The following is a 22,342-nucleotide window of genomic DNA, read 5'->3' as shown; positions in this document are numbered from 1 at the left end:
CTCGGTCAGGGAGGCCGCGGAAATCGGCGGGGCAGACACCTCATTGCCCCGTTCGGGCGACGGTGTGGCGTAGAGCGCAGGAGCGGGCGAGCTGGTTGCTGACGCGCTCGCGGTCGGGGTCGACCCCGACGGCGCGGATGTTGTGCAGGTGAAGCAGCGGACGCAGTACCGTCAGCGGGTCGCGCTGGCCGGCCAGTTCCTGCCGGTAGGCGGCGAGCGCGGTGGCGCGGGTCTTCCACGCGGCGATCACTTCCGCCCCGCCGGGCAGGGCGGCGAGTGCTTGGAAGGAACCCGTGGGGTCTGCCAGGCCCAGGGCTTGGTCGCGGAGCGCGGGGTCCAGCCGTACGTGTTCCCGCGGCAGCTCGCACAGTAGCCGGTACAGTCCTTCGGCGGCATGGGTGGCGAAGGCCGTGGCCAGGTCGACCATGCTCGCCGCAGCGATGGCCTGTGGGTGCGTCCCGGAATCGGTGGCTAGGCCGATCTGGGCGAGGGCGGCGGCCGAATCGGCGGCGAACACCTCGTGGGCACGATCCAGTGCAGTGCCGTGGCCGTAGCGTCCCGGCTGCGGGTGATAGGTCGCCAGCGACAAGTGCGCCAGCAGGCGAGCCCGGAAAAGCCCCTCTGCCCACACGGTGAGGTGTTCGGTGGCCGTGCCGTAGGCGAGGAGGTCAGGCAGGGACAGGTAGAGGGCGAGGTAGGGGTCGGCCTCGGGGCGGCTCAGGACGCGGTGACGGCGGAACCACCAAAGCGCCGCCGCCTCCCCGAGGCCGTCGAGCATGACCGGCAGGTGCCCGGTCAAGATCTCCTCCCAGCGCGCCGGGTGCCCATGCAACTGCGCGTACAGGATCGGCGCCCTACCGGGAAGGTGCCCGGCATCAGCGGCGACCAGGACGGTAGGGACGGCGCCTGGCCGAGTGGCGTGTCGCGACGCCGCAGAGGGCGGGCCGGCGGTCCGGCCAGTGAGGCGCAGAGGGATGAGGACCTCGTGGGCACGGCCGAGCCAGGCGAGGTCGTCGGCGTGGGGGGCTTCGCGGAGTTCCAGGCGGCCGGCGCGTTGAAGGCGGGTACGTAGTAGCAACCGGTGCAGGCCATGGCTGAGATCCATCGGCTGACGCCGGTCGTGGTCGACTACGGCGACGTGGACGGGCACCCGCCAGCGTTCCCGCCATGCCTCAAGCCCGTTCTCCCATGCGGTCATTGACGCGTCCCCTCCCGGAAGGTCGTCTGCCGACAGCAGCCACCGTGCCGGGGACAGGACCGTCCGCTCCCGGTAGCGGACGCGGGGAAGGTAGGGCAGGTGGGCGGCGGACCCGAAGTGAAACGACCGGTACATCGCGCATCGGGAGGTGGCGATCTCCGACAGGAACCGGGCCAGCGCCGGAGTGTGAACGCTCGCCTCCAACGCGTGTGGGGCGCGCGGCTCAACGCGCTGTCCGGTGGAGATTCGCACGAGGGAGAACCGGTCGGGGGCTGCGGTCACCGCGAGATCCCTCAGCGAGATCAGGTGGTCGTCGCTGGCGTGATGCTCGCACAACGAGATGAGGTGCGGCAGCAACTGTGCGGTGCGGGTGATGTTCTCGTTGCGGCGTTTGCGTGGCGGGAACGACAGCTGGGCGGCGATGGTGTCCGGCTCATGCGCGGTGAACGTTGCGGCGATCAGGTCGCGGTCGTCCGGTGGCAGCAGGTGGGCGTGGCGGCCGGCCATGCTGCTGCCCGGACGTGGTGTGCCGGTCACGATCAGTGTGAAGTGGCCGCGGTCGAGCTGCTGGGTGGATGAGGCGTGGATCTCCACGGCGATCTCGACGCGCGGAGGCAGGATCATCTTCGCGGTGTTGCCTCCCGTCAGGTCCTCGATGATCCGATCGGTCAAGACGATCTCGCCGCTGCCGTCGATGGTGGCCCGCTGGATCAGCGCCAGGAGCTTCTCGTCCCGTTCGGTGGCAGGCCGGGCGGCACGCCCCCATCCCGAGCCCAGATATTCCGCAGGCAGGCCCAGGCCGCTGTCGGCGACCAGCTCTAGGACCGGCACCAGCGTGCCAGTGCCGTAGCGGGCGCGGAAGCGGGCGTGGTAGTCGCGCCAGGGCGCGGACCCGAACGGGTAGGGCGATAATCGGCACAGCGCGGCGGCGGCGTCGCCGGCTTCGCGCGCGACGTGCTCTGGTATCTGGATGTCCCCGTCCACGATCGTGTCAACGGCCCAGAGTACGTGCACGCTGTCGGTGGGGGCTTGGATCAACGTGCTCAATCGCGCGGCCACGTCAGGCCCTGGGAGTTCAGCTGCGGCGGTGGACAGGTCCTTGTGCACCGCGTACAGGGCGCGTACCAGGTTACCGACGTCGCGGAGGTCTTCGGCGCGGGCGGTCTGGAGCGTCGTGCACACATAGTCGAGCGGGTCGGGGCACGTCATCGGCGCCCACAAGCTGCTGATTAATATGTTCTGGCTCACCAGCTCGGTGAGCATCCTCCGGATCTGCTGCATGGTGGCGTGCGGGAATATCCCGGCCAGCAGTGTCGCCAGCTCCCCGAACGCCACCGGCTCGCGAGCGGCGTCCACAGCGGCGTTCACCGGACTGCTGTAGCGCACCGATACCTCGATCGGCGCCAGCGCGTGGGGGTCTTGGTCTGGTGCCGGACCGGGCACCACGAACCGGTCGCCGCGCACGCCCCCGGTGTTGTTGGCGACCACGGTCAGCCGCTCGAGCAGCTCAGGGCACTGCTGTAACCGGGCCAGGACGTCACCGAGCCAGGCGGCGTCCGGGCGGACGACCGTACGATGCGTCTTCCCCCAGCGCACCTGGGTCCTGGCGCCGATCCGGGCCAGGCAGACCCCGGCGAACAGGCCGAACGGGGTCGCCCGGCACTGCCAGCGCAGCAGGTAGGACGCCATAGCCACCACCGCCCGGCGAACCTGCCGGACATCGGGCTCCTCGCAGGCGAGGAGCGCGTCGATCGCCGCGATCAGCGCGGGGCTCGCCAGGGCCAGCGCCGCCCGGACCTCAGCGTGGCCCACGACCTGCGCCAGCCACGCGAGGCCCCGCGCGCTGGCATCCGCCGCGAACAAGTCCAGGTCTTCGGGCAGATCCAGTCCTCCCGGATCCGTGCTGGCGCGCAGCAACGCGCCGCTGCCGCCCCACTGAAAGGATGATCGTCGAGTGGCCACCCCTCGGCCCTCCTGCCATGGCCGCAGGGGCTGCCGGTACGCCGTGCGGCCTACCGGCAGCCCGGATTTCGTCAGGACAGGTCGTCGGGCGCTGAGTTGCACGAGCTGGCGCTACCCGCGCAGGTGTTGCCGCAGCCATCATCGGTCGGGCAGTCTGCTCGGCTGGGCGCGGCGAAGGCCACGACCACACGTACGTCCAGCTCGAACTCCTCATCAGCGCCGATGAGCGGCTCGGCCAGTGCCGTGCCGCCTGAAGGCAGGTCGAACATGGTGACCACTCTCCTTATCGGGTTGGGGGGCGCAGGAAGCCCTGGCCGGAGGCGGTGGACGCCGGCTGCGGCCAGGAGATCACGACCCTGCTGCGGACCTTGTCGATGACCCGCCCAGCGGGCAGAACATCGTCGGGAATCTCGGCAGGGTAGATGCGGTACTGCGGGCCGGGGCCGCCACGGTGCTCCCGGCTCCAGACCCGCAGCTGCTCAGCCACCATCTCGGCAAGGTGGGCGGCGGCCGGCCCGTAAGCGTGCACGCCGAACTCCGCCGACGCCGCCACGTTCTCCGCCGTGCGCGTGGTGATGTAGGCGAAGCTGGCGCCGTCGACGACTGCCAGAGCGGCCGTGCGGTTACGTGGCGGCGATACCACGCCGGTGTCGCGCTCGGGGTCGACCAGAACCCAGCAGAACCCGGGCAGCGTCGTGGCGAGCCACATCTGCACTGTGTCCAGCGGCTCGTACGCCCCGATGACAGCGCCGCTCCACACCTGCACCCGGGGTGTGTCGAACGCACCCTCCAGCAGGCTCGGATCGGTGTCGAATTCGTCGTCGAACCGCAGAGTGACCTCACCGTCCCGCAGCACCAGCAGTTTGGCCTGGTGGGCTCCCGCGCCCTGCACTGCCACGAACCCGAACAGCTTCGACGACACGCTGACCAGATGATCGCCGGCCTTCTCGAACGCCACCGTGCGGGTCAGCCCGCGCATCCTCAGCGCCACCATCAAGCGGCCGTCCTCGGCCAGCTGCTCCACCCAAGCCGGTGGGGTGTCCCAGGCCCCGAACGTGACCAGGATCCGGTCGTACGGCGCGTGGTCGGGCACCCCTACCTCGGCGTCGGCGAGTACGACGTTCACCCGCGAATATCCAGCCGCATCCAACATCCGGCTCGCCCGGTCCGTCACCCACTCGTCGATGTCGACCGTGGTCACCCGGCCGGACGGGCCGGTCAGCTCGGCCATCAACGCCGCGTTGTAGCCGCCGCTGCCGAGCTCCAGCAGGTTCATGCCGGGCGTGATCTGCGCCTGTCCCAGCATGAAAGCCTGGACATGCATGTCCGACACCGAGCTGAGGGCATTGCCGTCGGTGTCCCTTTTGGTGACGACGGACTGGTAAGGGTCATACGCCTCCTCGGGGCCCACTTCCGGGATGAACAAATGCCTCGGTACGGTGCGCATGGCGGCCTCGACCGCCGGTGAGACGATCGTGCCGTCCTTGATGAGCTCCTCGACGGCCTGACCGCGCAACTGCGCGACGCGGTCGGGGTCGGCGGTCTCTTCGGTCGGCGTCATGTCAGTCACAGGGCTGTCCTCGTGGGTGGGTCGTGATCGTGGGTCGTGGCGCACGGCGCGTCGCACCGCAGGCGAGCCAGCCGGCGGCACAGCTCGGACATGTGTGCGCGCTTCCTCCCCCGGCCGGATCGGTTGAGCAGAAGCCTTCCACGACCCAGTGGTGATCGCGGGCAACCCGTTCGACGACCTGAGCGACCCGCCGGGCGACGACCGTCCGGTGCCCACCGGTTCTCCCTTCCCCGCCTGTTGCCGGGCTACGCAGAAGGCATACGCGCACAGCACCGCCGAACGCCAGGAAGTTCACAGACATTCACACCGGCCGGCCCGCGACCTTGACGCTGGCCGGGGGCGGCCGTCAAGGTCGGATGGTCACGCTCGACAACGGTCTCGGTTGGGAGTCCCCATGCCTGAAACACCCAACATCCCCACCAGCGCAGCCGACGGGGACGTCGACTTCGTCGGGATCGACGACGAATCGCCCGCCAACAAATGCCCAGCCGTCCTCGTGGTTCCCGGCACCGGCGACATCCTGCAGATCGGCCGACGCATCACCGACCCCGCCACCCTCGCCCAGTTCGCCCGGCACACCTCGATCGCCGACGACGAAGTCGCGATCTGGACCCCGGCGAACCTGAAACGGAGCCTCCTCGATGCTCTAACCGGCGCCTACGAACCAGGCCAGACCGGGCCGGGCGAACCATCCTTCGAACAACTGCTGGCCGCGACCGAACGCTCCGTCGTCCACCTGGAGGCCCGCGACACCTACGACCCCACCGACCCGGCCTTCGTCAAATGGCAGCAGGACGGCGACACCAGCTACCCCTGGGAGACCTGGATCGAGCTGATCGGCGAGGCTGTGGCCCGCGGCGTCCGATTCCGCCGCCTGAGAATTGTGTCCGAGCCGGTCAGCGACTACATCCGCTGGGAACACGCCATCAGCTATGGCAACCTCAAAGCGGGCGAGGAACTGCGATGGCTGCCCCGCCACAGGGCCTACGACCTGCCACACCCCGTTGCCGACTTCTTCATGTACGACCAACGGCTCATCGCCTACAACTTCACCGCCGGCGACGGCACCGACACCGGATGGATGGAATACGTGGCCGACCCGCGCAAGATCCTGCCCATCGTTGGAATATTCGAGATGCTCTGGGAACGCGCCATCCCGCACGCCGACTACACGCCGTCCTGACCGTCCAGCCGGGCGAGCGCGGCCCGGATCCTCCTCGTCGCAGCCTCCCCGGTCTCCGCAAGCGACCACAGCCGATCCCACGTCGCGACATACAGCTCAACCTCGGCGGGCTGGGTCACCGACAGATACCCCGACACCAGTTCCACAGCCACCAGATGACCGTCAGTGATGTCGAACGCCTCCTCCGGATGGACCGCCCGCCGGTCGGCATCGACCGGAATGATCCCCAAGAACACGTTCGGTCGTCGCCGGACCTGGAGCAGATGCCGCAACTGCTCACGGTGCACATTCCGCGTATACGGCCGATACCACAAGACGGGCTCCTCCAGGAGGAAGAACCAACGGGCGTCCCGCCGGCCAAGCAGCCTCTGGCGGTCCATCCGCTCCGCCACCGCACGCGCGACCTCGCCGTCCGGATCAACCGTCTCCACCGCCTGCTCGACGATCACCCCGGTCAACGCCGCACGCGTGTAGGCCTCGGTCTGCACCATGCCGGGCAGGACCTTCGGCTGATACGACCGTGCCAGGGTCAGCTCCTCGTACTGCTGCCGGATCGACTTCTGCGCCGCCGCCAGGCCGCCCCTGTTCAGCTGCTCATACGGAATCCACATCCTGGCGACGGCCGTCTGCTCCTGCAGCAGCTCCGCCATCCGGCGCTCAGACGCGCCACAGATGGAACACCACAACCGGACATGCCGGGCTGAGATCGTCCTCCGCCCGTTCTCAATCATTGAAACCTGCGATACGGACTTCCAACCGGCCAAAGACGCAAACGTCCGACCCGAGATCTTCCGGTCTTCCCGCAAACCTCGCAGCTTGCTGCCCAAGAGCTCTCGTGCTGCCTGAGCGGAAAATGATGGCGACGGAGGCATGATGTGACAATTATGCCCAGCCCAGCGACTGAGGCGCCCCAGAGATTCCGGTGCCGCCGAACACACGCACGCACGGCGTGGAGAGGCGAAGCTGTACCGCGCTAAGCGCGCCACGTGGTGGCCGTCTGCATGACCGCCTCCCTATGAGAGTTCAACCGTCATCGGTAATTCCAAGGGAATCGATTTGGCCAATGCAATTCGACAAATGGACCCAGAGCCGTGGGCTTCGGATCGGTCAGGCGCTGAGTTTCAACGCCATCACGTCGGCTACCTCTGCATCAGGGAAGGGTTGCATCGTGTCGACCACCTGCCACCCCAGGTGCTCGTACATGGCGTGAGCTGGAGCGTCCGGGAGGGACAGCAGAATCGCCCACGGCTCGGGGCGGTCGCTCAACAGCTCGTCGAGGAGTCTTCTGCCGCACCCCTTGCCGCGGTACTGGCGGACCAGATTGAGCTCGACGACGGCGAAGTTGTCGGTGTCGACCAGTTCGGGGGAGGGGCCGGGGCCTCCGCCCCACCATCGGCCGGCGGGGACACGGAACCCGAAAGCGAACCCCGCCAGGGTGTCGCCGTCCCGAGCGGACACCAGGTGGAATCCTGCGCCGTTCATCTGTGCGCGGGTACGGTCCAGGTACCTGTCCCTCTGGTAGAGCGGCCCGGAATTGTAGGGCGGCTCCGCGTGGATGTCCAGGTAGGCATCGACGTACTCCTCGCTTAACACTTCCGCCGCCTGGTCACCGTCGTAGTGCCGGAAAACGACGCTCATCAAGTCCCCTCGGATCTCGGTAACGCGAGTAACCTCCGGTATTCGACCACAGAAGGCCGGGCCTGCTCCATCGCAGGGACCGCCATGGCGACCGCGGCGGCGTTGTGGAGCACGAACCGGTTGATGTGGCCTGAGGTCAACCTGGTTAGCACCGCGTTGGCATGTGCGAGCCCGGAGTCGATATGGCCGCGCTGTACTTCTGTGAAGGCGCGTTGCAGCTCGACCTGAGCGCGTTGGCGACTCCACTGAGCCGGGTTGGCGTTGATCGTTTCCTGCTGGGCGGTGTCGACGTTCGGATGACCCGTGATCGTGTAGATCAACGACCGGGTGTACAGGACCCGGGACTCCGGCCACCCGTTGACCGACGCCCGGTCCGAGGTGATCTCTGACGGGAGATGACCGAAGTCCCGGGCCTGCTGATCGATGTCGGCGCAGGCGTCGGCTGCGTTGCCGATCAGAGACTGGGCGTGGGCCCGAGCACCATAAGCCTCGCAGGAGGCGACGGAGGGACGGCCCCGGGTAAGGTCCAGCGCGGCGGTGGTGCGAGACAGCACCAGCTGCACTGGCCGGCCCTCATGTAGAGCCTGGACGGCTTCGCGGGCGTACACGAGCGCGAGAAGCTCCCGGTCGCCTGTTTGTTGCGCTGCCCGCTGTGCCGACTTCCACCAGTGGCGCGACTCCCGGGACTGTCCCGCGCAACCGAGCGCGTAGGCCATCAGCATCATCATCGACGTGTTGACCCGCAGCCACCGAGATGTCTCAGAGGTGCGCATGGTGGTCATGGAGTTCTGAAGTGCGAGCAGGTCGACAGACAGGTCGCGGATGAAGTCGCCCATTTCCGGTGAGAACACCATGTAGCTGTACTCCCAGGCTGTCTCCTCCCAGGTCGCTACCCCGGGCCGTCCCACGCTCTGGTCCAGCAGCACCCGCAGATGTTCGAGTCCGTCCGAGACCGAAAGCGCGGATACAGCTCCTGCGGCGGCGATCCCGCTGAGAAGGCGACGGCGGAGCTGGTCCATGGCCTCAGCATCCCACTGGGGTCGACCCGCAGGGATTGCTGTGGAGGACGGCTTATCGACCGCGGCGGCGTACAGGGCTAAGAGAAACCCTCCCGCCTCGAGGGCCTCGTCCAGGCGTTCCACCACGTCAGCGGATGGTTGACGCTCGGCTCGCTCGATTTTCGCCAAATTGGAGAAGTCGGTCAGAGCGATCGGCGCGAGGTCTTCAAGGGACATGTTCCGCAATAAGCGCCAATGCCGTATCGCGGCGCCCAGTGTGTGCCAAGGCGAGAGAGACGGGTCCACGGGCTTTGGCGCGCGTGACATGGCAGCTCCCTTGTCCTGGGCCCCCATTTGGCCAGTTCGGATTGGACAAATAGATGCCTTGGAAACGACTTGCTACCCCGTCAGCATTGCACAGGGCCATACACGCCGCAGGGCAGCGATAGTGCAACGTCACTCAAAAAGCGGGGCCCGTCGAGGTGAGGGCATACACCTGACGGGCGCCTTGGTCGCAACGGGAGGTACGACCCATGGGGCACATTACATCGGCTGGTGCGCCGTGAACGACGAGCAGACGCCGCCATTGGTGAGGCGTTCCCCCGATCGGGCGAGGGCGCGGAGCCAGGGGACCGACGACTGTCGTCCCAAGATCGACATCATGACGCCGCATGTGGCGCGGATGTATGACTACTACCTGGGCGGCAAGGACAATTACGCCGCCGACCGCGAGGGGGCCGACGCAGTGATCGCCAAGTTCCCGGAGGCGCGTCAGCTTGCTCTGACGAATCGGGATTTCCTGCGCCGCGCCGTCGAGTTCCTGGCCGGGGACATGGGCATCCGCCAGTTTCTGGACCTCGGGTCCGGCTTTCCGACGCAGGAGAACGTTCATCAGGTCGCTCAACGCGTGAACCCAGCGGCGCGGGTCGCGTACGTCGATCTGGAGGAGGTCGTGCTGGTCCACGGCCGGGCGCTCCTGGCCACCGACGAGCGCACGATCATGGTCGAGGGAGACATCCGAGATCCGCAGGCCATCCGGTCGAACCCTGATCTGCGAGCGCACCTCAGCTTCGACGAGCCCATCGCGGTCCTGCTGATTTTCGTGCTGCACTTCATCCAGGACGAGGAGCGGCCACGAGAAATCGTCAGAGCTCTGATGGAGCAGCTGCCCCCGGGGTCCTGCCTCGTGGTCTCCCACGCGACGCCTCGTGACGACCTGGTGCAGGGCGTCGAAGCCTACGACAAGGCCAGCTCCCAGGTCGCGCTGCGCACCGAGCCGGAAATCCTCGCGTTCTTCGACGGGTTGGAGCTGGTGGACCCGGGCCTGGTGCCCCTGGTCCTGTGGCGGCCCGAATGGCCTGAATCGGAATTGCAGCTCAAGGACAAGAAGCTGCCGGCGCTGTGTGGCCTGGGGGTCAAGCCGGCATGAGCGCGTCGATGTCCGGTGGCGCCGGGCCGCGAGCCTGCATCCCGCAGCAGAGGGCTTCGCGGGCGGCTGAGCGTCTTCATCGGGAGCTCGCTGAGCTGAGCATCCACGCCGACATCAACACCACAGACCGGGTCGCGTTGCTGTCGGTCTGGGCGGGCCTGCTGGTCTGGGTGCGTAACGGCACCTACTCCTGGTGGTCGGGCCGGTTCGATGGGCGCGGCAACTGCGAGTACGCCTCCGGTCCGGTGGGCGACCCGGTGACCGCGGCCCGCCGCGTTGCGGCGCGGTACGTCGAGTTGCGGGACGGCCATCCGGACTCGGCTCGGGTCATGGAGGTGTTGAACCACGTCCCCGAGCCGCTGGAGATCCCGCGGGTGAGTGATTACGCGATCTTCGGGGGACATCGGCGGGCGCTCATCGCGCCGGTGTGACGGCCAAGCCGCAGAAGGTGCCGTGGATGAACGGCATCGGCCGTGAAGGCTTGCAAACGCCCGCAGATACGCCTGGGGCTTGATATATCTGGAGAGTCTGTCGTTATGGCTACAACGAACGTCCAGTTCGGCGAGCTGCCGCTTACGGTGATAGCTGCCGTCGAGAGACGGATCGGGGGAATCGTCGAGACCCGGCCGGTCGCGGGTGGGGCCGGCAGCGTGGTTTCGGCCTACGCGGAAACCGTCTACGGGGGCTACTACGTGAGGGGGCTTCCGGTGGGTCACCCGCGGGCCTGGACCCTGAGCCGGGAGTTCGACATCAACCCGTTCGTTGTTCCGGTATCCCCTCGACTGGAATGGCGCGTAACTCTCGACGGCTGGGATCTTCTGGTTTTCCAGTACGTGGAGGGCCGTCACGCCGACTATTCACCGGCGTCGGCGGACCTGGCTGTCGTCGTCGACATCATGTGGGCCGTGGGACGGCTTCCTTGTCTCGACGTCAAGGCGAGGCCGGCCGAGGAACGATGGGCCCGCTACAGCGAGACGCCGGAACTGTTCAAAGGTGACCGTCTGCTGCACACCGCTTGGCACCCGAAGAACGTGTTGGTCTCGCACGCTGAGGCGCACTTGGTGGGCTGGACCTCGCCTACCAAGGGAGGTGCGTGGATCGACCCCGCATGCTGGGTCATCTGGCTGATGCAGGCCGGCCACGATCCGGCGGCTGCTGAGCGCGCCGCCTCTCGTGTGCCTGCCTGGGGCACCGCCTCGCCCGAAGCCTTGGATGCCTTCGCCATGGCGCAGGCCAACTTCTGGGGTGACGTCGTTCATGACGAACCCGGCCAGTTCGCCAAGCAGGTCGCCGCCGCGGCGCAGCGCTGGACATTGCACAGGCAGTCCCTGCGCTGACAGACCGCGTGACGACGTGGCGAGTCCCCACATCCCACGTCGTCGCGCGTCCATACGTCCCGCTGTTCGGGTCAAGCGGGGCGGATCCGGTCGCGCGGCTCGTCCACCGTCTTGGACTTGAGCCCGGCCGGGTCGCGGTGGCCCCGGCAGCCCTGACCTTCGCCGGGGCCACCGATTCCCTTTTGCCAGGCGGCTGGCGGTTCGGTTACGGAACGCGATTAGGAAGGCATCATTTCGTGCTGTTGAAGATCATGAGCCAGAACATCCGGCATGGTGCGCACCTGGACGGCCGGTGGTCGCGCCTGGCCGAGATCATCCGTGGCCAGAGCCCGTCGATCCTGCTGCTCCAGGAATGCCAGGGATGGCTGGAGAACGACATGCGGCAGGTGATCGCCGCCGAGCGGGATCTGGGCATGCGGGTATGGGTCGGCTACTCGCGTACCCGGGCGCATACCGTCGTCGCGCACGTGCCCGAGTTGCCGGTGGTGGCCTTCGAGAGCAACCCCTACACGCTGATGCAGGGCTATGGCGCGGCCCGTTTCGCCTTCCCCGGTCTGCCGGTGCCGCTGGTGGTGATCAGCACGCACCTGACGGCCTACTCGGTGGAGGCGGCTGCCGCGGAGGCGCAGCTGCTTGCCGCGCGGGCCTACCGGTATGACGGGTTGGGCGTGCTGGGCGGGGATCTGAACTGCTGCCCGGTCGGTGACCCCGAACCTGACTGGGAGCTGGTCCAGCCCTACAACCGGATGAACCGCTGTCTTCCGCGTGCCTCTGCGGAGGAGCCGTGGCGGGCCAACACGATCGTCGGGGACAAGCTGGCCGCCGCCGAGATGATCGACGTCGCCGCTCACCTGGCCGATCTACGGGGCGATGCGTCCTTGCGGGCGGCCACGGGCACGGGCCTCGTCCGGGTTGACCAGTTTCACCTCACCCCGGCCCTGAAGGACGCGATCGTCGACTACTACCAGGTGGATCCCGAGGGTGCCAGCGACCATTCCGGCATCGTGACCGTGCTCGACACCGACCGCATCGACACATCACAGATACGGCCTTTCACCTGAACACGAACATCCAGGCCCACCCTGCGTCGGCGGCGTGCTCATCGTGGGCCTGGCCATCAAGAACGCACGGCCCGTCGGCCGTGATGTGCCGCCCCCCGCTCAGGGGTGAGCGGGATGGTCCGACTTTCGGCGTGTGCTCGCCACGGTAGGAGCCCGTGGCTGGAACCCGGCGAGCCGCGATGTCACAAGGAGGATGGCACGTGATCAGATGCATCGCCTTCGATTTCGGCGGCACGCTGGCCCCCAGGCACTCTAAAGCGGTAGACCCGGATGCGATCGTCGTCCTGAGCTTGCTTCGCTCCCGTGGCTATCGGCTGGTGCTGGCCAGTAACACCCTGCCGCACCAGGATCGTCGTGCGGCCCTCGTGCAGGCCGGCGCCGACCGATTCTTCGCCGAACTCATCCAGTCGCATCAATTAGGGTTCGCCAAACCTCAGCCGCAGTTTTACAAGGCCGTGGAAGAGGCTGCCACCGTGGACAGCCCGGGCCAGATCCTTTTCGTGGGAAACAACATCATCAAGGACGTCGCCAAGCCCCTCGAATGCGGGATGCGCGCCGTACTGATCCGATCTGAACCGCTGGCGCCTTGCGAGCGACTTCCCGCCAGAGCGCTGCTGATCTCAACTTTGCATGAACTGCCCGGACTGCTGGACCATTTGGAGACCGGATGCTGATCGCCTCGTGGAACCTGCGCAACGGCGGAATCGATGCCGGTGACGCCGGCCGACTGACCCGCCAGCTCGGCCTCCTGGCCGGCCTGGAGGCCGACGTCATCCTGATCCAGGAGGCCAAGCACTGGCTGCTCAATGGCGCCCACGGCCTGCACCTGGCCGAGCGAGCGCTGGACATGCGCGGGTATGTGGCCCGGGCCGCCCGACATGACTGCCACCTGGTGGTGCTCATCCGCCCTGGCCGCGGCCTGGAGGTGCTGCGGGAACGTCATGAACGGCACCCGCCGTTCTGGCATGCCCAAGCGCGAGTTGAATGCCGCATGGCAGCCATCGGCCACCCGCTGATACTGGCCTCGGCGCACTTCGCGCCGTTCAACCCAGCCATCCGGGAGGAGGAGGCGCGTGCCAGCACTGATTTGGCGAAAGGCTGGGCGGTGCTGGGCGGTGACTTCAATGACCCTGGCCTGGGTGACCCCGCCGTGGACTGGCGAGCACTGCCGGGATACAAGCAGGTGAGGCACGGCCCCGACGACCGGGCCGCCGCTCGCTCGCTGCAACAGGCCGGATTCGTCGACGTCGCCGGTTTCCTGTCCGACCAGCGAAATGTTCCGGACTTGCGCGCCCCCACCGCGGGGTTCGGGCAGGATTCGACTCCCATCCGCTGCGACCGAATATACGTCTCAAAGCCACTGGAACCGGCCATCACCGACTACCAAATGGTCGAACAAGACGATTCCGATCACCATCTGATAACCGCTCGCCTCGATCTGGGATAAACGCGGGCTGTCTGCAGGTGATCACCTGCTCCACACCGCTGGGACACCGCCGCCCCCGACGTCTTGGACGCCTTCGCCGCGACGGAGGTCAGCTTCTGGTCCTCGCCCGCCCGTGCCCTACCTGACCCATGGGCGTACTGGCTCAGCGCTGAGCATCGCACCGGTGAACGGGCGCTGACAGAGCGTGCGACGACATGGCCGGATCCCCACGTCCCCTGTTGTCACATATTCGCCCGCCCCGCGCTGTTCGGGTTGAGCGGGGCGGATCCGGCTGCGCTGCTCACCCACCGCCATCGAGTGAACCCAGCCGGATCGCGATGGCTGCGAGGAGTTCCTTCGCCTTGCCAGGGCCGCCGTATTAAATCGCGTATTCAAGCACGGCATCTGGTATGCCATGTATTCGGTCCATATTTTTTCGGAGCGATTTTTATGAAGGTCATTTCAATGCTTCGAGGGCGGTGTCACCTGTGACAAGCTCGGAGATCCATGACAGATGGGCACATCAGGTTGAGGCGGTCGCGGCCGTGGAAAAGGCTCTGGCCTGCGGCGGGCGTGCCACCCTGGAAATGGCGTGCGGAACGGGCAAGTCGGTCGTCGCCGCTCAAAGCGCCGGGCGTCTGGCGGCTCATGGACGCGTACTGGTCGCGGTGCCGACGCTGGAACTGATCGTCCAGATGTTAGGAGAGTTCCGGGACCATGGTGCGGTTGATCTGGGCGAGGTCGTGGGCGTCTGTTCCAGCGACGAGATACGTCACATGCCACGTGGCGTGGGTGGGATGACCCTACTTGCTCGGGTCACCACGACGGCGGCTGATTTGGCCGCATGGACTGCGGTGAAGGGCCGTGTGACGGTCCTGACCACCTACCACAGCATGCCCGTGGTCGCCGCCGCGCACGCCGACCATGCCATGCCGCCGTGGGACCTGGTGATCGCCGACGAAGCTCACCGCACCGCGGGCCGCGTCGGTGGAGCCTGGACGCGGATCCACGATGATGTCGCCATCCCCGCCGATCGCCGCCTCTACATGACGGCGACTCGCAAGATCTTCGAGGGTAAGGGCGATGTCCCGGCGTTCTCGATGGATGATGAGAAGGTCTTCGGTCCGCTGGCCCACCGGTTGCCGTTCTCCACGGCTTTCGCGCGTGACCTGATCGCGGACTACGAGATCGTGGCCGCGGCGGTGACCGACGAGCACATCAAATCACTCACCGACGATCCGGATGTGCGTCTGCAACTCGCCCGGACCGCCGTCAGCGCTCAGATCCTGGCCACGCAGATCACGGTGTTGCGTGCCGCTGCCGAGTACGGCGTCCGCCGCGCGATCACGTTCCACAACCGCGTGGCCGATGCGCGAGCATGGGCACAGACCGTCCGGCAGGCATGGGAGATCATGGCTGCCGGTCAACGGCCGCGGTCGGTCAGCGCCTACTTCGTCCACGGAGATCAACAGCCACAGGACCGCAGGACGATCCTTGAACGGCTGCGCAGAGATGTTCACCACCCTGACGAGTTGCGGATCGTGTGCAACTCCCGGGTGCTCACCGAGGGCGTCGATGCCCCGGCTGTGGATTCGGTGGTCTTGGTGGATCCCCGTACCTCGGTCATCGACATTGTTCAGATCGCCGGCCGTGCGCTCCGCCTGGATCGCCCTGGCAAGATCGCTCGGATCATCGTCCCGGTGCTCCTGGAACCGGGTGAGGACGCGGAATCGGCCATAGCGGGATCGGCCTTCGCCGAGGTATGGCAGGTACTCCGCGCCATGCGCGCCCTGGATGATCGCTTGGCGGCCGACCTGGACGCCGGGCGGCTTCGCCTGGGCAACACCCACATACTCAGCTCACAGGATGATGGCCCGGCGGCCGATGACATTCCGGCACCCGGCTGCGATGGCGGGATCCCCAAATGGCTGTCCTTCTCCGGGATCCCGGTGCCCGACGGGTTCGCCAACGCGATCGCACTGCACGCCGTGAGGTCGGCGGCATCGAGCTGGTATGAGTTCTATGGCGCCGCGAAGCAGTACTTCGAGATCAACCACGATCTGGATCTGCCGGTCAGCTACGAGGCTCCATCAGGTCTGCGTCTCGGGCAATGGGTTCGTAACCAGCGCAAAATCCGCGACAAGCTCCCGGAGGAACGGGTACGTCTTCTTGACGATATCGGAATGCTGTGGACCAAGAAGGACCTCGCGCGGCAGTGGTCCTGGGGAAAAGGGCTTGCCGCCGCCCGGGCGTTCGCCGCCGCCAGCGGAGGAATTCTGCACGATGTTCCGAGGGCTTTCGTTCACGATGGATTGTGTTTAGAGCGCTGGCTTCTCAGACAGCGCAAACAATATGGCGAGGGAAAGCTGCCGGCGGAGCTGAAGAAGTCGTTGGATGCCATCGACCCGACCTGGCACAGCAGCAACGCCCTCTGGATGGCCTACTATCAGGATGCTCGCCTATATTTTGAGAAGCATGGCGATCTGCGTGTCGGCGACACTTTCATCACCGACAATGGGCGCGACCTTGCCGGATGGCTCAAAAAACAGCGTCGAGAAAGGAGGTCGTTGAGCAGGGAGCGCCAGAATCGTCTGAACGACATAGGAATGATCTGGTCGGTTCTCGAGGACGACTGGGAGCGTGGCCTGTCAGCTGCGCGAGCCTACGCGGCCGAGCACGGCGACCTGGACGTCGTCGCGAGCTGGGTCACCGACGACGACTTCCCTCTGGGGGATTGGCTGCGCCATCGCCGGGGACGCGCGAACAGATTGCCGGCTGAGCAACGTCAAGCCTTGGAGGCGCTGGATCGCGACTGGGCCTCACGGCGAAGCAGAGGACAAAGCTGGGAAAACTACCACGCTGCAGCGGCCGCGTATGCCGAGGAGCATGGGCGCCTGCCCGCGCAGGGAAGAAGGGGTCTTCCACATCCAGAGGGTCTGGACTTCCGCCCCTGGCTACGAGAACAGCGTCAGCTGGCTCGCCGCGGCACCCTGCCCCCTGAACGCCGTGCCAAGCTGGACGCCCTGGATGCGGAATGGCTGCAGAAGCTGACACAGCAGCAAAAATGGGATTTGAACATTCACGCAGCCGCAGCCTATGCGCAGCACCATGGATCTTTGCCGTTCGGCCGCGGCGCCCCGGCCCCGAATGGGCATGACTTTCGGAACTGGCTCAACTCCCAGCGCGAGCTGGCCCGAACCGGCTCCCTTCTCAGCGCACGAAATGCCGCACTCACAGAGCTCGACCCCAACTGGTTGAACGGTCCTCCCAAAACGGTCGCCCGCGATGCCATTTCGAGCATCGTGTCGGCTTCTACGACCTCCAGGGGCGGCGCAACGGCGAAGCCGGTCCCGATGCCCGATGTTCTCCTCGGACGATGAGGCACTCATACAGGCCGACGATGGGCGGAGCCCCAAGCCCGCTGATCGGCACCGGGCCCTTCCGGACGTGCAGCTCGCCGTCGCCATCGTGCAGGCGATCCTGTCGGCCGGAGTCGAGGCGGGTGCCTGGCGGACGCTCTGGGACCTGCAGATCGCCGCCGGTGTCTACGTCAAATCGCAACCGGCCGGGGACGCCGATGCCGAGCAGATCAACCTGTTTTAGCCGCCTCGCCGGCGAAGATGTCACGCACATGCCCAAACAGTGCCTTGGCCTGCAGGCGGCTGTCCTCGGCCAGCCCCGGTACCTCCCCGACCTGCTGTTCCGACAGCCACGCGACCTCGGTTTCGGGGGCCTGGACGTCGGCGAGCCATTCGGAGACGAAGACGTGATCCTCGTGCATGTGTCTGGCCGGGGTATGGCTGTCAGGGCTGGCCCGCATGCTGACCACCCACCAGGGGGCGACGCCTGCGGGGTGCGGGAACCCTTCCGGCAACGGGAGCCCCGGCGCGGGCAGCAGCCGCACCTGGCAGCCGAGTTCCTCGAGGGTCTCCCGCTGGGCGGCCTGGGCCGGCGTCTCCCCAGCCTCCACGTGACCGCAGGGCGGCAGCCACCCCTCAAACCGCGGGTGCCAGATCACTCCGGCCAGCAGTTCACCGGCCTGCGGCGAGCGCCGGAACACGAAGTTCGTCGCGGTCAGCTCCACCACCAGACCCTGCTGCGCGGGAAGATCACTTACCCCGTCGATTCCCGCCCCATCGCCGCTCATAGGCCCCTCAGCTCACGTCGTTGCCCATGCGGCCCATCCGCCTGGGCGGTGGCCGACAGCCTGCCACATCACCTCCGCAACCGCCCCGGTATCGCGGCTTTGATCTGGAGAGACCCATGGAGCCCGTCTGGAACGGCCTGCTCACCTGCGACTACGAACGGACACGGCCCGAGGCCACCCCGCTGGAGTGGGACGTCTACACCACCTCGCTGATCACCTGGCCGAGGGTGCTGATGGACGATCCCCGGCCGTACGGGCGGCTCCGCCGCCCCGGCATCGTCGACATCGACCAAAGCGACCACGAGCACCTCACCAGCCTTTGGCACGCCCGCCTCGCCGACCCCGAGTTCGTCCGCGAGCTGATTGCCCAGACCCGGCACGACCGGGACACCGCCCACGACGCCCTGGACGCATGCTCAAGCGGGGGTGACAGTGAGGTGCCCCAGAGATTCCGGACATATCGCCCGATAGGGTGGTAATAGTCCGAAGGAGATGGGAACGTGCCGAAAGGTTCCAGGCGCAGGTTCAGCTAGGAGTTCAAGGACGAGGCCGTGCGCATGGTCCTCGACGGCCCTCGCACCATTGCCGAGGTCGCCAGGGAGTTCGGAGTTCACGACACCGCTCTGGGCAATTGGGTGAACGCGAATGGAGAGCATTCACCCGTGGTGTCATGGCCAACGAGTTCGACGTACCAGCACCCGCATGACAGGAGACCCGCGACCTGACATCGCCCCACGTTAAACGAAACCGTCCGGGCCAGGCTACGCCGTCAGCTTGACCCGGTGACTCCCATCGGGCGGCGAGCTGCTCGGGAGCAGGCTCCCGAGTGCTTCTCGGGGGCGCTGGGCGAGGGCTGCTTGGATCCGTGTTGCTTTGGTGTGGCCGACCCGGAGTTCTCTCTTGATCCGGCGGACGGAGGGGATCTTTCCCCGATCGAGGTCGCCGGCGTAGATCTCGATCGCCGCGAAGACATCCGGGTCGAGGGAAGGCGGCAGAGGGGGTTGGGGGGTGTTGGCCGAGGTGGACTTCTCGGATCGATCCGGAATCGGGTCGGTGGCCTCTTCTCCTGTGCGTTGCTTTCCGGAGGGGGGGCGGCCGTCGCGGAGGAGGCGGATGAGGAGTTCGAAGGAGCCGACCGCGACCAGGGCGGGCCAGCCGGCCACGATGGCCCCGACGATGCCGTGGCCCAGGCCGTTGGCGACGTTGGCTCCGACGGTGGCGCAGACGCCGATGGCCAGCAGGCCCCAGGCGTGCCAGGGTGCTCTGCGGTTCTTGCGGGTGTAGTGCAGGATCACCAGGGAGCAGGTCGCGACCAGCCCGTCGACGGTGAGGGGGAGTGCTTGGGCGGTGGCTCCGGTCTCGCCGTAGCGGGTGACGAGCAGGAAGGCATGTCCGTAGCTGATCACGGCGGCGATCCCGGTGACCACCAGGACGGAGAACGCCGCTCCCCAGCGGATCGCCCGGTCCCCGGTGGTCTCCTGACGTGCTTCGCCGATGCCGGGAGCGGGTCTTGAGCGCAGGATGGTGTCGGTCTTGTCTTGAGGATCGTCGGTCAAACAGGTCTCCAGATGGTGAGGCTGGACGGGGAAGGGCACTGATGTTGGAGGGGCGGTTCAGGCGGCTGTTCGGGTTCGGAGCTCTGACAGCGGGAGAGGGCGGGAGCGGCCTGCGCGGCGGTCACGCAGGATCGCGACGTCGCCGAGTTCGTTGCGAAGGTCTTGCTCGGCGGCTTCGACGGCGGCGAACCCTGTGGGATCGACGGCGAGCATGTGAGTCCACTGGCGGATTCCCGCTTGCACGCAGAAGCCGCCGCAGGGGCAGCGACACGCTGGGCGGCGGCCCAGGAGCCGATCCCGCCCGACCACTGCACCACCCGCCACGGCTCGGTGCCGCTGTGGATCGGGTCCGGGATCACGCCGGGTCACCGGCCTGCTGTCCGTTCCCGGCCTCGTCCGAGCCGGGGGCGCTGGTCGAGAACGCTTCCGGATAGTGGAACCGGGCCTCGGCGGCGGTCATCTGACCGCGGGCCTGGTCGTAGGGGAGCCGGTCGGTCCATCCGGCTCCGCCCAGTGCGTTGCGGGAGTTGGCCATGGTGACCACGTCGAGGTGGACGCTGTTGACGCCGTTGGCCACGGTGAGGGACTTGGAGTTGACCCGGACGATCTCGTACCAGCGCCGCCCGCACTTGACGAAGTCGCCGCGGGAGAAGTCGACGCTGGACCAGACCCTCCGGCCCTGCTGCTCCTGGAGCTTGGCGATGTGCGCCTTCCAGTAGGTGATCTCCTCGGCCAGCAGGGTGATCTGTGACTCGGTGATCGCGCGGGCGGCCGGGCCGACGGCGATGAGAACCTCGGCGGTGTTGCCGGTCTCGTTACGGGAGAGCACGCGGGAGCCCTCCGGGCGGACGGCCAGCCGCTCCTCCAGCGAGCGCCCGTAGTCGCCGGTCCAGTCGGTGGTGACCGTGATCTCCCACCGTTGGGTCTCACCCTGCAGGTAGCGCTGGTGGCGGCGGACGTCGGCCTCCAGTCGCTCGACACGCCGCTGGGTGGTGCCGAGGTCTTCGCGGCCGGCCTGGTATGCCGCTGCGGCCTTGGCTCGCCCCGCCCACCGTTCGCCGCGCTGCACGTGTTCGCGGCCTCGGTCCTCCCTGGCGTTGCGCCTGTCCTCCTGCCGGATGGTCCGGTTGTAGGAGTGGTGGCCGATCAGGTGCGGCTGTCCGAGCGGGATCCGGCTGCGTTCCTGCCTGACCTGGTCGATCATCGCGTCGCCCTTGGTGAGGGCGTTGCCGGCGTAGCCGCGGAACCGCTCGGTGCGTTCCTCGGCGCGGTCGTAGCGCTCGGCCTCCAGTTCGGCGAAGCCGGTGGTGGGCAAGGTGACGTTGTCGACCTCGACCTTCACCTCGTATCCGGCCTGACGCAGCGCGGCGGCGCACCGGTCGATGTAGTGCTGCTTGGCCGGGCGGCGGCGGGTGGAGGCCACGTACCAGTACGCCTCGCCGTGGTCGGGGTGGTCGTCCAGGTGCCTGGACGGGCGGAAACCGGCGTTGTGGATGATCTCTCCTGAGCCGTCGCCGGGGGTGGTGCCGTAGACGACGGTGCCGGTCTGTAGCGTGTGACTGATAACGATCATGAACTTGCGGGTCCTTCCGTACATGGGAGCGTCTCGCCGTGGTGAGTGGGGTTGAGGGGGTCTCAGCCCCAGTTGTCGAGGTATTCGGGTTCGGGATCGGACCAGGAGCTGATCCGCTGGTGGCCGTAACGCCAGGTCACCGCCCGGACGTGTGCCAGCGCCCACTGTTCTCCGGGATGCCTGGGCAGATCCCGGACGTCCTGCTGGGTCGCCGCCCACGCGGCCAGAGCACGGGCCAGGTCCCAGAACTGGAATCGGCCACGGATGGCCAGCGCGAACTCAAGCCGGCCGTCCGGTCCCCGCGACAGGCTGAGCCGGGTGGCACGGATCCGCTGCGCGGTGGTCATGGCGGCAGAGGCCTTCACGCTGCCCCCGTCCACGAGGTGAGGTTGTGCTCATCGACCCATCGCCGAGCGGAGACCTCGTCGGGGAAGTACGCCGGCTTCCCGTTGAGGTACCGGGGCAAGGTCCGCTGGCCATCGGGACCACCGCGAGCAGGAACGTCGTCGGGGTGGGGCTCCAGTGGGGCAACCGCCTGCCCGTAGTTGCACATGTCGCGTGCCACCCACGGCAGCCCCTTGATCACCTCGACTCCGCCCTCGGGGCCTTGGGCGTAGTAACGTCCCGGCTGCTGGGGATCCCACTGGAATCCGCACATGTAGTCGCGGGAGTCTTTGTGGATGCAGGCCCCGTCGGGAGTCGGCAGGGCATGCCCGCACACCGGGCACTGCTCTGGGCACGCCGGGGCGGCGCCAGCGGTATTGGTCATCGTCGTCTTCCTTTTCTGCGAGGTTCTGTAAGGCCCCGGATCAGGGGCGGGTCGGGCCTGCGGTTGGGCCGGGCGGTCTTTCACGCTGTGTGGTTGAGCGGGAGGAGGTCTTCCACGACGCCGGGGTGGGCTCGGTCGACGCGCTCCAGCAGTTCGGCACGCCAGGCAAGCGCGTAGTCGATGCAGTTGCCGCAGTGGCCGTGCTGGTGCCCGGGTGGCGGGCTTCCCATCGGGCGGCTCGTGACCAGGCGAGGCTGTCGCTGGAGACGATCTGGTCGGCGGAGGAGATCAGACCGGTGGTCTTGTAGCCGAAGGTGTGCAGCCGAAGCCCCGAGCGGGCGAGCCGGGAGATCATGAGCGCGACGGGCAGGGTATTGCCCTTGCGGCAGATCGAGCCGAGCCCGACGATCGGTTCCTCACGCAGGTCGATCCCGGCGGCCTGCCACTGCTCCAGGTGGTCGAGGTATGTTGACCGAACTAAGAACCTCATCTCGC

At 67.2% G+C, this 22,342-nt stretch carries 22 protein-coding genes and 2 pseudogenes; 11 read left to right on the top strand and 13 right to left on the bottom strand.

All coding sequences use genetic code 11. The features are described 5' to 3' along the window. Positions 1-40: 40 nt before the first annotated feature. From AB0H21_RS36805 to fxlM, 3 genes are all read right to left on the bottom strand, one after another. Positions 41-3,160: a lantibiotic dehydratase gene (locus AB0H21_RS36805; protein ID WP_358526091.1), complete on the bottom strand. Its 3,120-nt coding sequence runs from the start codon at positions 3,158-3,160 to the stop codon at positions 41-43. Between the two features lie 71 nt (positions 3,161-3,231). After that, entirely contained in the window at positions 3,232-3,429 is a 198-nt protein-coding gene (locus AB0H21_RS36800) for an FxLD family lanthipeptide (RefSeq protein ID WP_358526090.1), read from the bottom strand. A gap of 14 nt (positions 3,430-3,443) precedes the next feature. Beyond that, positions 3,444-4,721 carry a methyltransferase, FxLD system gene (gene fxlM / locus AB0H21_RS36795; protein ID WP_358526210.1) on the bottom strand — a complete coding sequence of 426 codons (1,278 nt, stop codon included), beginning with the start codon at positions 4,719-4,721 and terminating at the stop codon, positions 3,444-3,446. 403 nt (positions 4,722-5,124) lie between these two features. On the opposite strand from fxlM, the gene AB0H21_RS36790 reads away from it, so the two are divergent. Next, positions 5,125-5,913, top strand: a complete 789-nt coding sequence (locus AB0H21_RS36790; protein WP_358526088.1) for a DUF6879 family protein — start codon at positions 5,125-5,127, stop codon at positions 5,911-5,913. Here the strand turns inward: AB0H21_RS36790 and AB0H21_RS36785 are convergent. The 4 genes and pseudogenes from AB0H21_RS36785 to AB0H21_RS36770 all read right to left on the bottom strand — a co-directional run bounded on the left by AB0H21_RS36785 (position 5,898) and on the right by AB0H21_RS36770 (position 8,876). Further along, positions 5,898-6,563 carry a DUF5753 domain-containing protein gene (locus tag AB0H21_RS36785; protein WP_358526208.1) on the bottom strand — a complete coding sequence of 222 codons (666 nt, stop codon included), beginning with the start codon at positions 6,561-6,563 and terminating at the stop codon, positions 5,898-5,900. The genes AB0H21_RS36790 and AB0H21_RS36785 overlap by 16 nt on opposite strands. Beyond that, positions 6,564-6,785 (bottom strand): annotated as a pseudogene (locus AB0H21_RS36780) (helix-turn-helix transcriptional regulator); the annotation flags it as partial. 235 nt (positions 6,786-7,020) lie between these two features. Then, positions 7,021-7,551 carry a GNAT family N-acetyltransferase gene (locus AB0H21_RS36775; RefSeq protein ID WP_358526087.1) on the bottom strand — a complete coding sequence of 177 codons (531 nt, stop codon included), beginning with the start codon at positions 7,549-7,551 and terminating at the stop codon, positions 7,021-7,023. After that, complete coding sequence (locus AB0H21_RS36770; protein WP_358526085.1) at positions 7,551-8,876, bottom strand: helix-turn-helix transcriptional regulator; 1,326 nt, start codon at positions 8,874-8,876, stop codon at positions 7,551-7,553. Before AB0H21_RS36770 ends, AB0H21_RS36775 begins: the two co-directional genes overlap by 1 nt. Before the next feature lie 235 nt (positions 8,877-9,111). Between AB0H21_RS36770 and AB0H21_RS36765 the strand changes: the two genes are divergently transcribed. The 8 genes from AB0H21_RS36765 (at position 9,112) to AB0H21_RS36730 (ending at position 17,405) form a co-directional block, all read left to right on the top strand. After that, positions 9,112-9,978 carry an SAM-dependent methyltransferase gene (locus tag AB0H21_RS36765; protein WP_358526084.1) on the top strand — a complete coding sequence of 289 codons (867 nt, stop codon included), beginning with the start codon at positions 9,112-9,114 and terminating at the stop codon, positions 9,976-9,978. Beyond that, positions 9,975-10,409: a hypothetical protein gene (locus AB0H21_RS36760; RefSeq protein WP_358526082.1), complete on the top strand. Its 435-nt coding sequence runs from the start codon at positions 9,975-9,977 to the stop codon at positions 10,407-10,409. Before AB0H21_RS36765 ends, AB0H21_RS36760 begins: the two co-directional genes overlap by 4 nt. 105 nt (positions 10,410-10,514) lie before the next feature. Beyond that, positions 10,515-11,315 (top strand): hypothetical protein, encoded by an 801-nt coding sequence (locus tag AB0H21_RS36755; RefSeq protein ID WP_358526080.1) that lies wholly within the window; start codon positions 10,515-10,517, stop codon positions 11,313-11,315. 236 nt (positions 11,316-11,551) lie between these two features. Further along, a complete protein-coding gene (locus AB0H21_RS36750; RefSeq protein WP_358526078.1) occupies positions 11,552-12,376 on the top strand; it encodes an endonuclease/exonuclease/phosphatase family protein in 825 nt (274 codons plus the stop codon). A 200-nt stretch (positions 12,377-12,576) separates the two neighbouring features. Then, positions 12,577-13,050 carry an HAD family hydrolase gene (locus AB0H21_RS36745; protein ID WP_358526077.1) on the top strand — a complete coding sequence of 158 codons (474 nt, stop codon included), beginning with the start codon at positions 12,577-12,579 and terminating at the stop codon, positions 13,048-13,050. After that, on the top strand, positions 13,044-13,823 hold the full coding sequence (locus tag AB0H21_RS36740; RefSeq protein ID WP_358526075.1) for an endonuclease/exonuclease/phosphatase family protein: 780 nt from the start codon (positions 13,044-13,046) through the stop codon (positions 13,821-13,823). The genes AB0H21_RS36745 and AB0H21_RS36740 overlap by 7 nt, the downstream gene beginning before the upstream one ends. Positions 13,824-14,290: 467 nt before the next feature. After that, entirely contained in the window at positions 14,291-17,182 is a 2,892-nt protein-coding gene (locus tag AB0H21_RS36735; RefSeq protein WP_358526073.1) for a Helicase associated domain protein, read from the top strand. Positions 17,183-17,249: 67 nt separating this feature from the next. After that, positions 17,250-17,405 (top strand): hypothetical protein, encoded by a 156-nt coding sequence (locus tag AB0H21_RS36730; protein WP_358526071.1) that lies wholly within the window; start codon positions 17,250-17,252, stop codon positions 17,403-17,405. Here AB0H21_RS36730 and AB0H21_RS36725 read toward each other — a convergent pair. After that, the gene (locus tag AB0H21_RS36725; protein WP_358526069.1) at positions 17,392-17,949 is read right to left on the bottom strand and encodes an NUDIX domain-containing protein; all 558 of its coding nucleotides are present in this window, start codon (positions 17,947-17,949) and stop codon (positions 17,392-17,394) included. The genes AB0H21_RS36730 and AB0H21_RS36725 overlap by 14 nt on opposite strands. Before the next feature lie 116 nt (positions 17,950-18,065). Here AB0H21_RS36725 and AB0H21_RS36720 point away from each other — a divergent pair, with 116 nt between their 5' ends. Together AB0H21_RS36720 and AB0H21_RS36715 are read left to right on the top strand one after the other, a co-directional pair. Then, positions 18,066-18,428, top strand: a complete 363-nt coding sequence (locus AB0H21_RS36720) for a hypothetical protein (RefSeq protein WP_358526068.1) — start codon at positions 18,066-18,068, stop codon at positions 18,426-18,428. A 66-nt stretch (positions 18,429-18,494) separates the two neighbouring features. Then, a pseudogene (locus AB0H21_RS36715) lies at positions 18,495-18,674 on the top strand (transposase); the annotation flags it as partial. A gap of 36 nt (positions 18,675-18,710) precedes the next feature. On the opposite strand, the gene AB0H21_RS36710 reads toward AB0H21_RS36715, so the two are convergent. The 5 genes from AB0H21_RS36710 to AB0H21_RS36690 form a co-directional block, all read right to left on the bottom strand. Beyond that, the gene (locus AB0H21_RS36710) at positions 18,711-19,505 is read right to left on the bottom strand and encodes a DUF2637 domain-containing protein (RefSeq protein ID WP_358526066.1); all 795 of its coding nucleotides are present in this window, start codon (positions 19,503-19,505) and stop codon (positions 18,711-18,713) included. A 355-nt stretch (positions 19,506-19,860) separates the two neighbouring features. Further along, a complete protein-coding gene (locus AB0H21_RS36705; protein WP_358526064.1) occupies positions 19,861-21,078 on the bottom strand; it encodes a DUF3560 domain-containing protein in 1,218 nt (405 codons plus the stop codon). A gap of 62 nt (positions 21,079-21,140) precedes the next feature. After that, positions 21,141-21,458: a hypothetical protein gene (locus tag AB0H21_RS36700; protein ID WP_358526062.1), complete on the bottom strand. Its 318-nt coding sequence runs from the start codon at positions 21,456-21,458 to the stop codon at positions 21,141-21,143. Then, the gene (locus AB0H21_RS36695; RefSeq protein ID WP_358526061.1) at positions 21,440-21,847 is read right to left on the bottom strand and encodes a hypothetical protein; all 408 of its coding nucleotides are present in this window, start codon (positions 21,845-21,847) and stop codon (positions 21,440-21,442) included. Before AB0H21_RS36695 ends, AB0H21_RS36700 begins: the two co-directional genes overlap by 19 nt. 40 nt (positions 21,848-21,887) lie before the next feature. After that, on the bottom strand, positions 21,888-22,337 hold the full coding sequence (locus AB0H21_RS36690) for a hypothetical protein (protein WP_358526059.1): 450 nt from the start codon (positions 22,335-22,337) through the stop codon (positions 21,888-21,890). Between the last annotated feature and the right edge of the window lie 5 nt (positions 22,338-22,342).

Source organism: Sphaerisporangium sp. NPDC051011 (assembly GCF_040653595.1).
GTDB lineage: Bacteria > Actinomycetota > Actinomycetes > Streptosporangiales > Streptosporangiaceae > Sphaerisporangium.
This window is presented reverse-complemented; position numbering and strand designations above follow the sequence as displayed.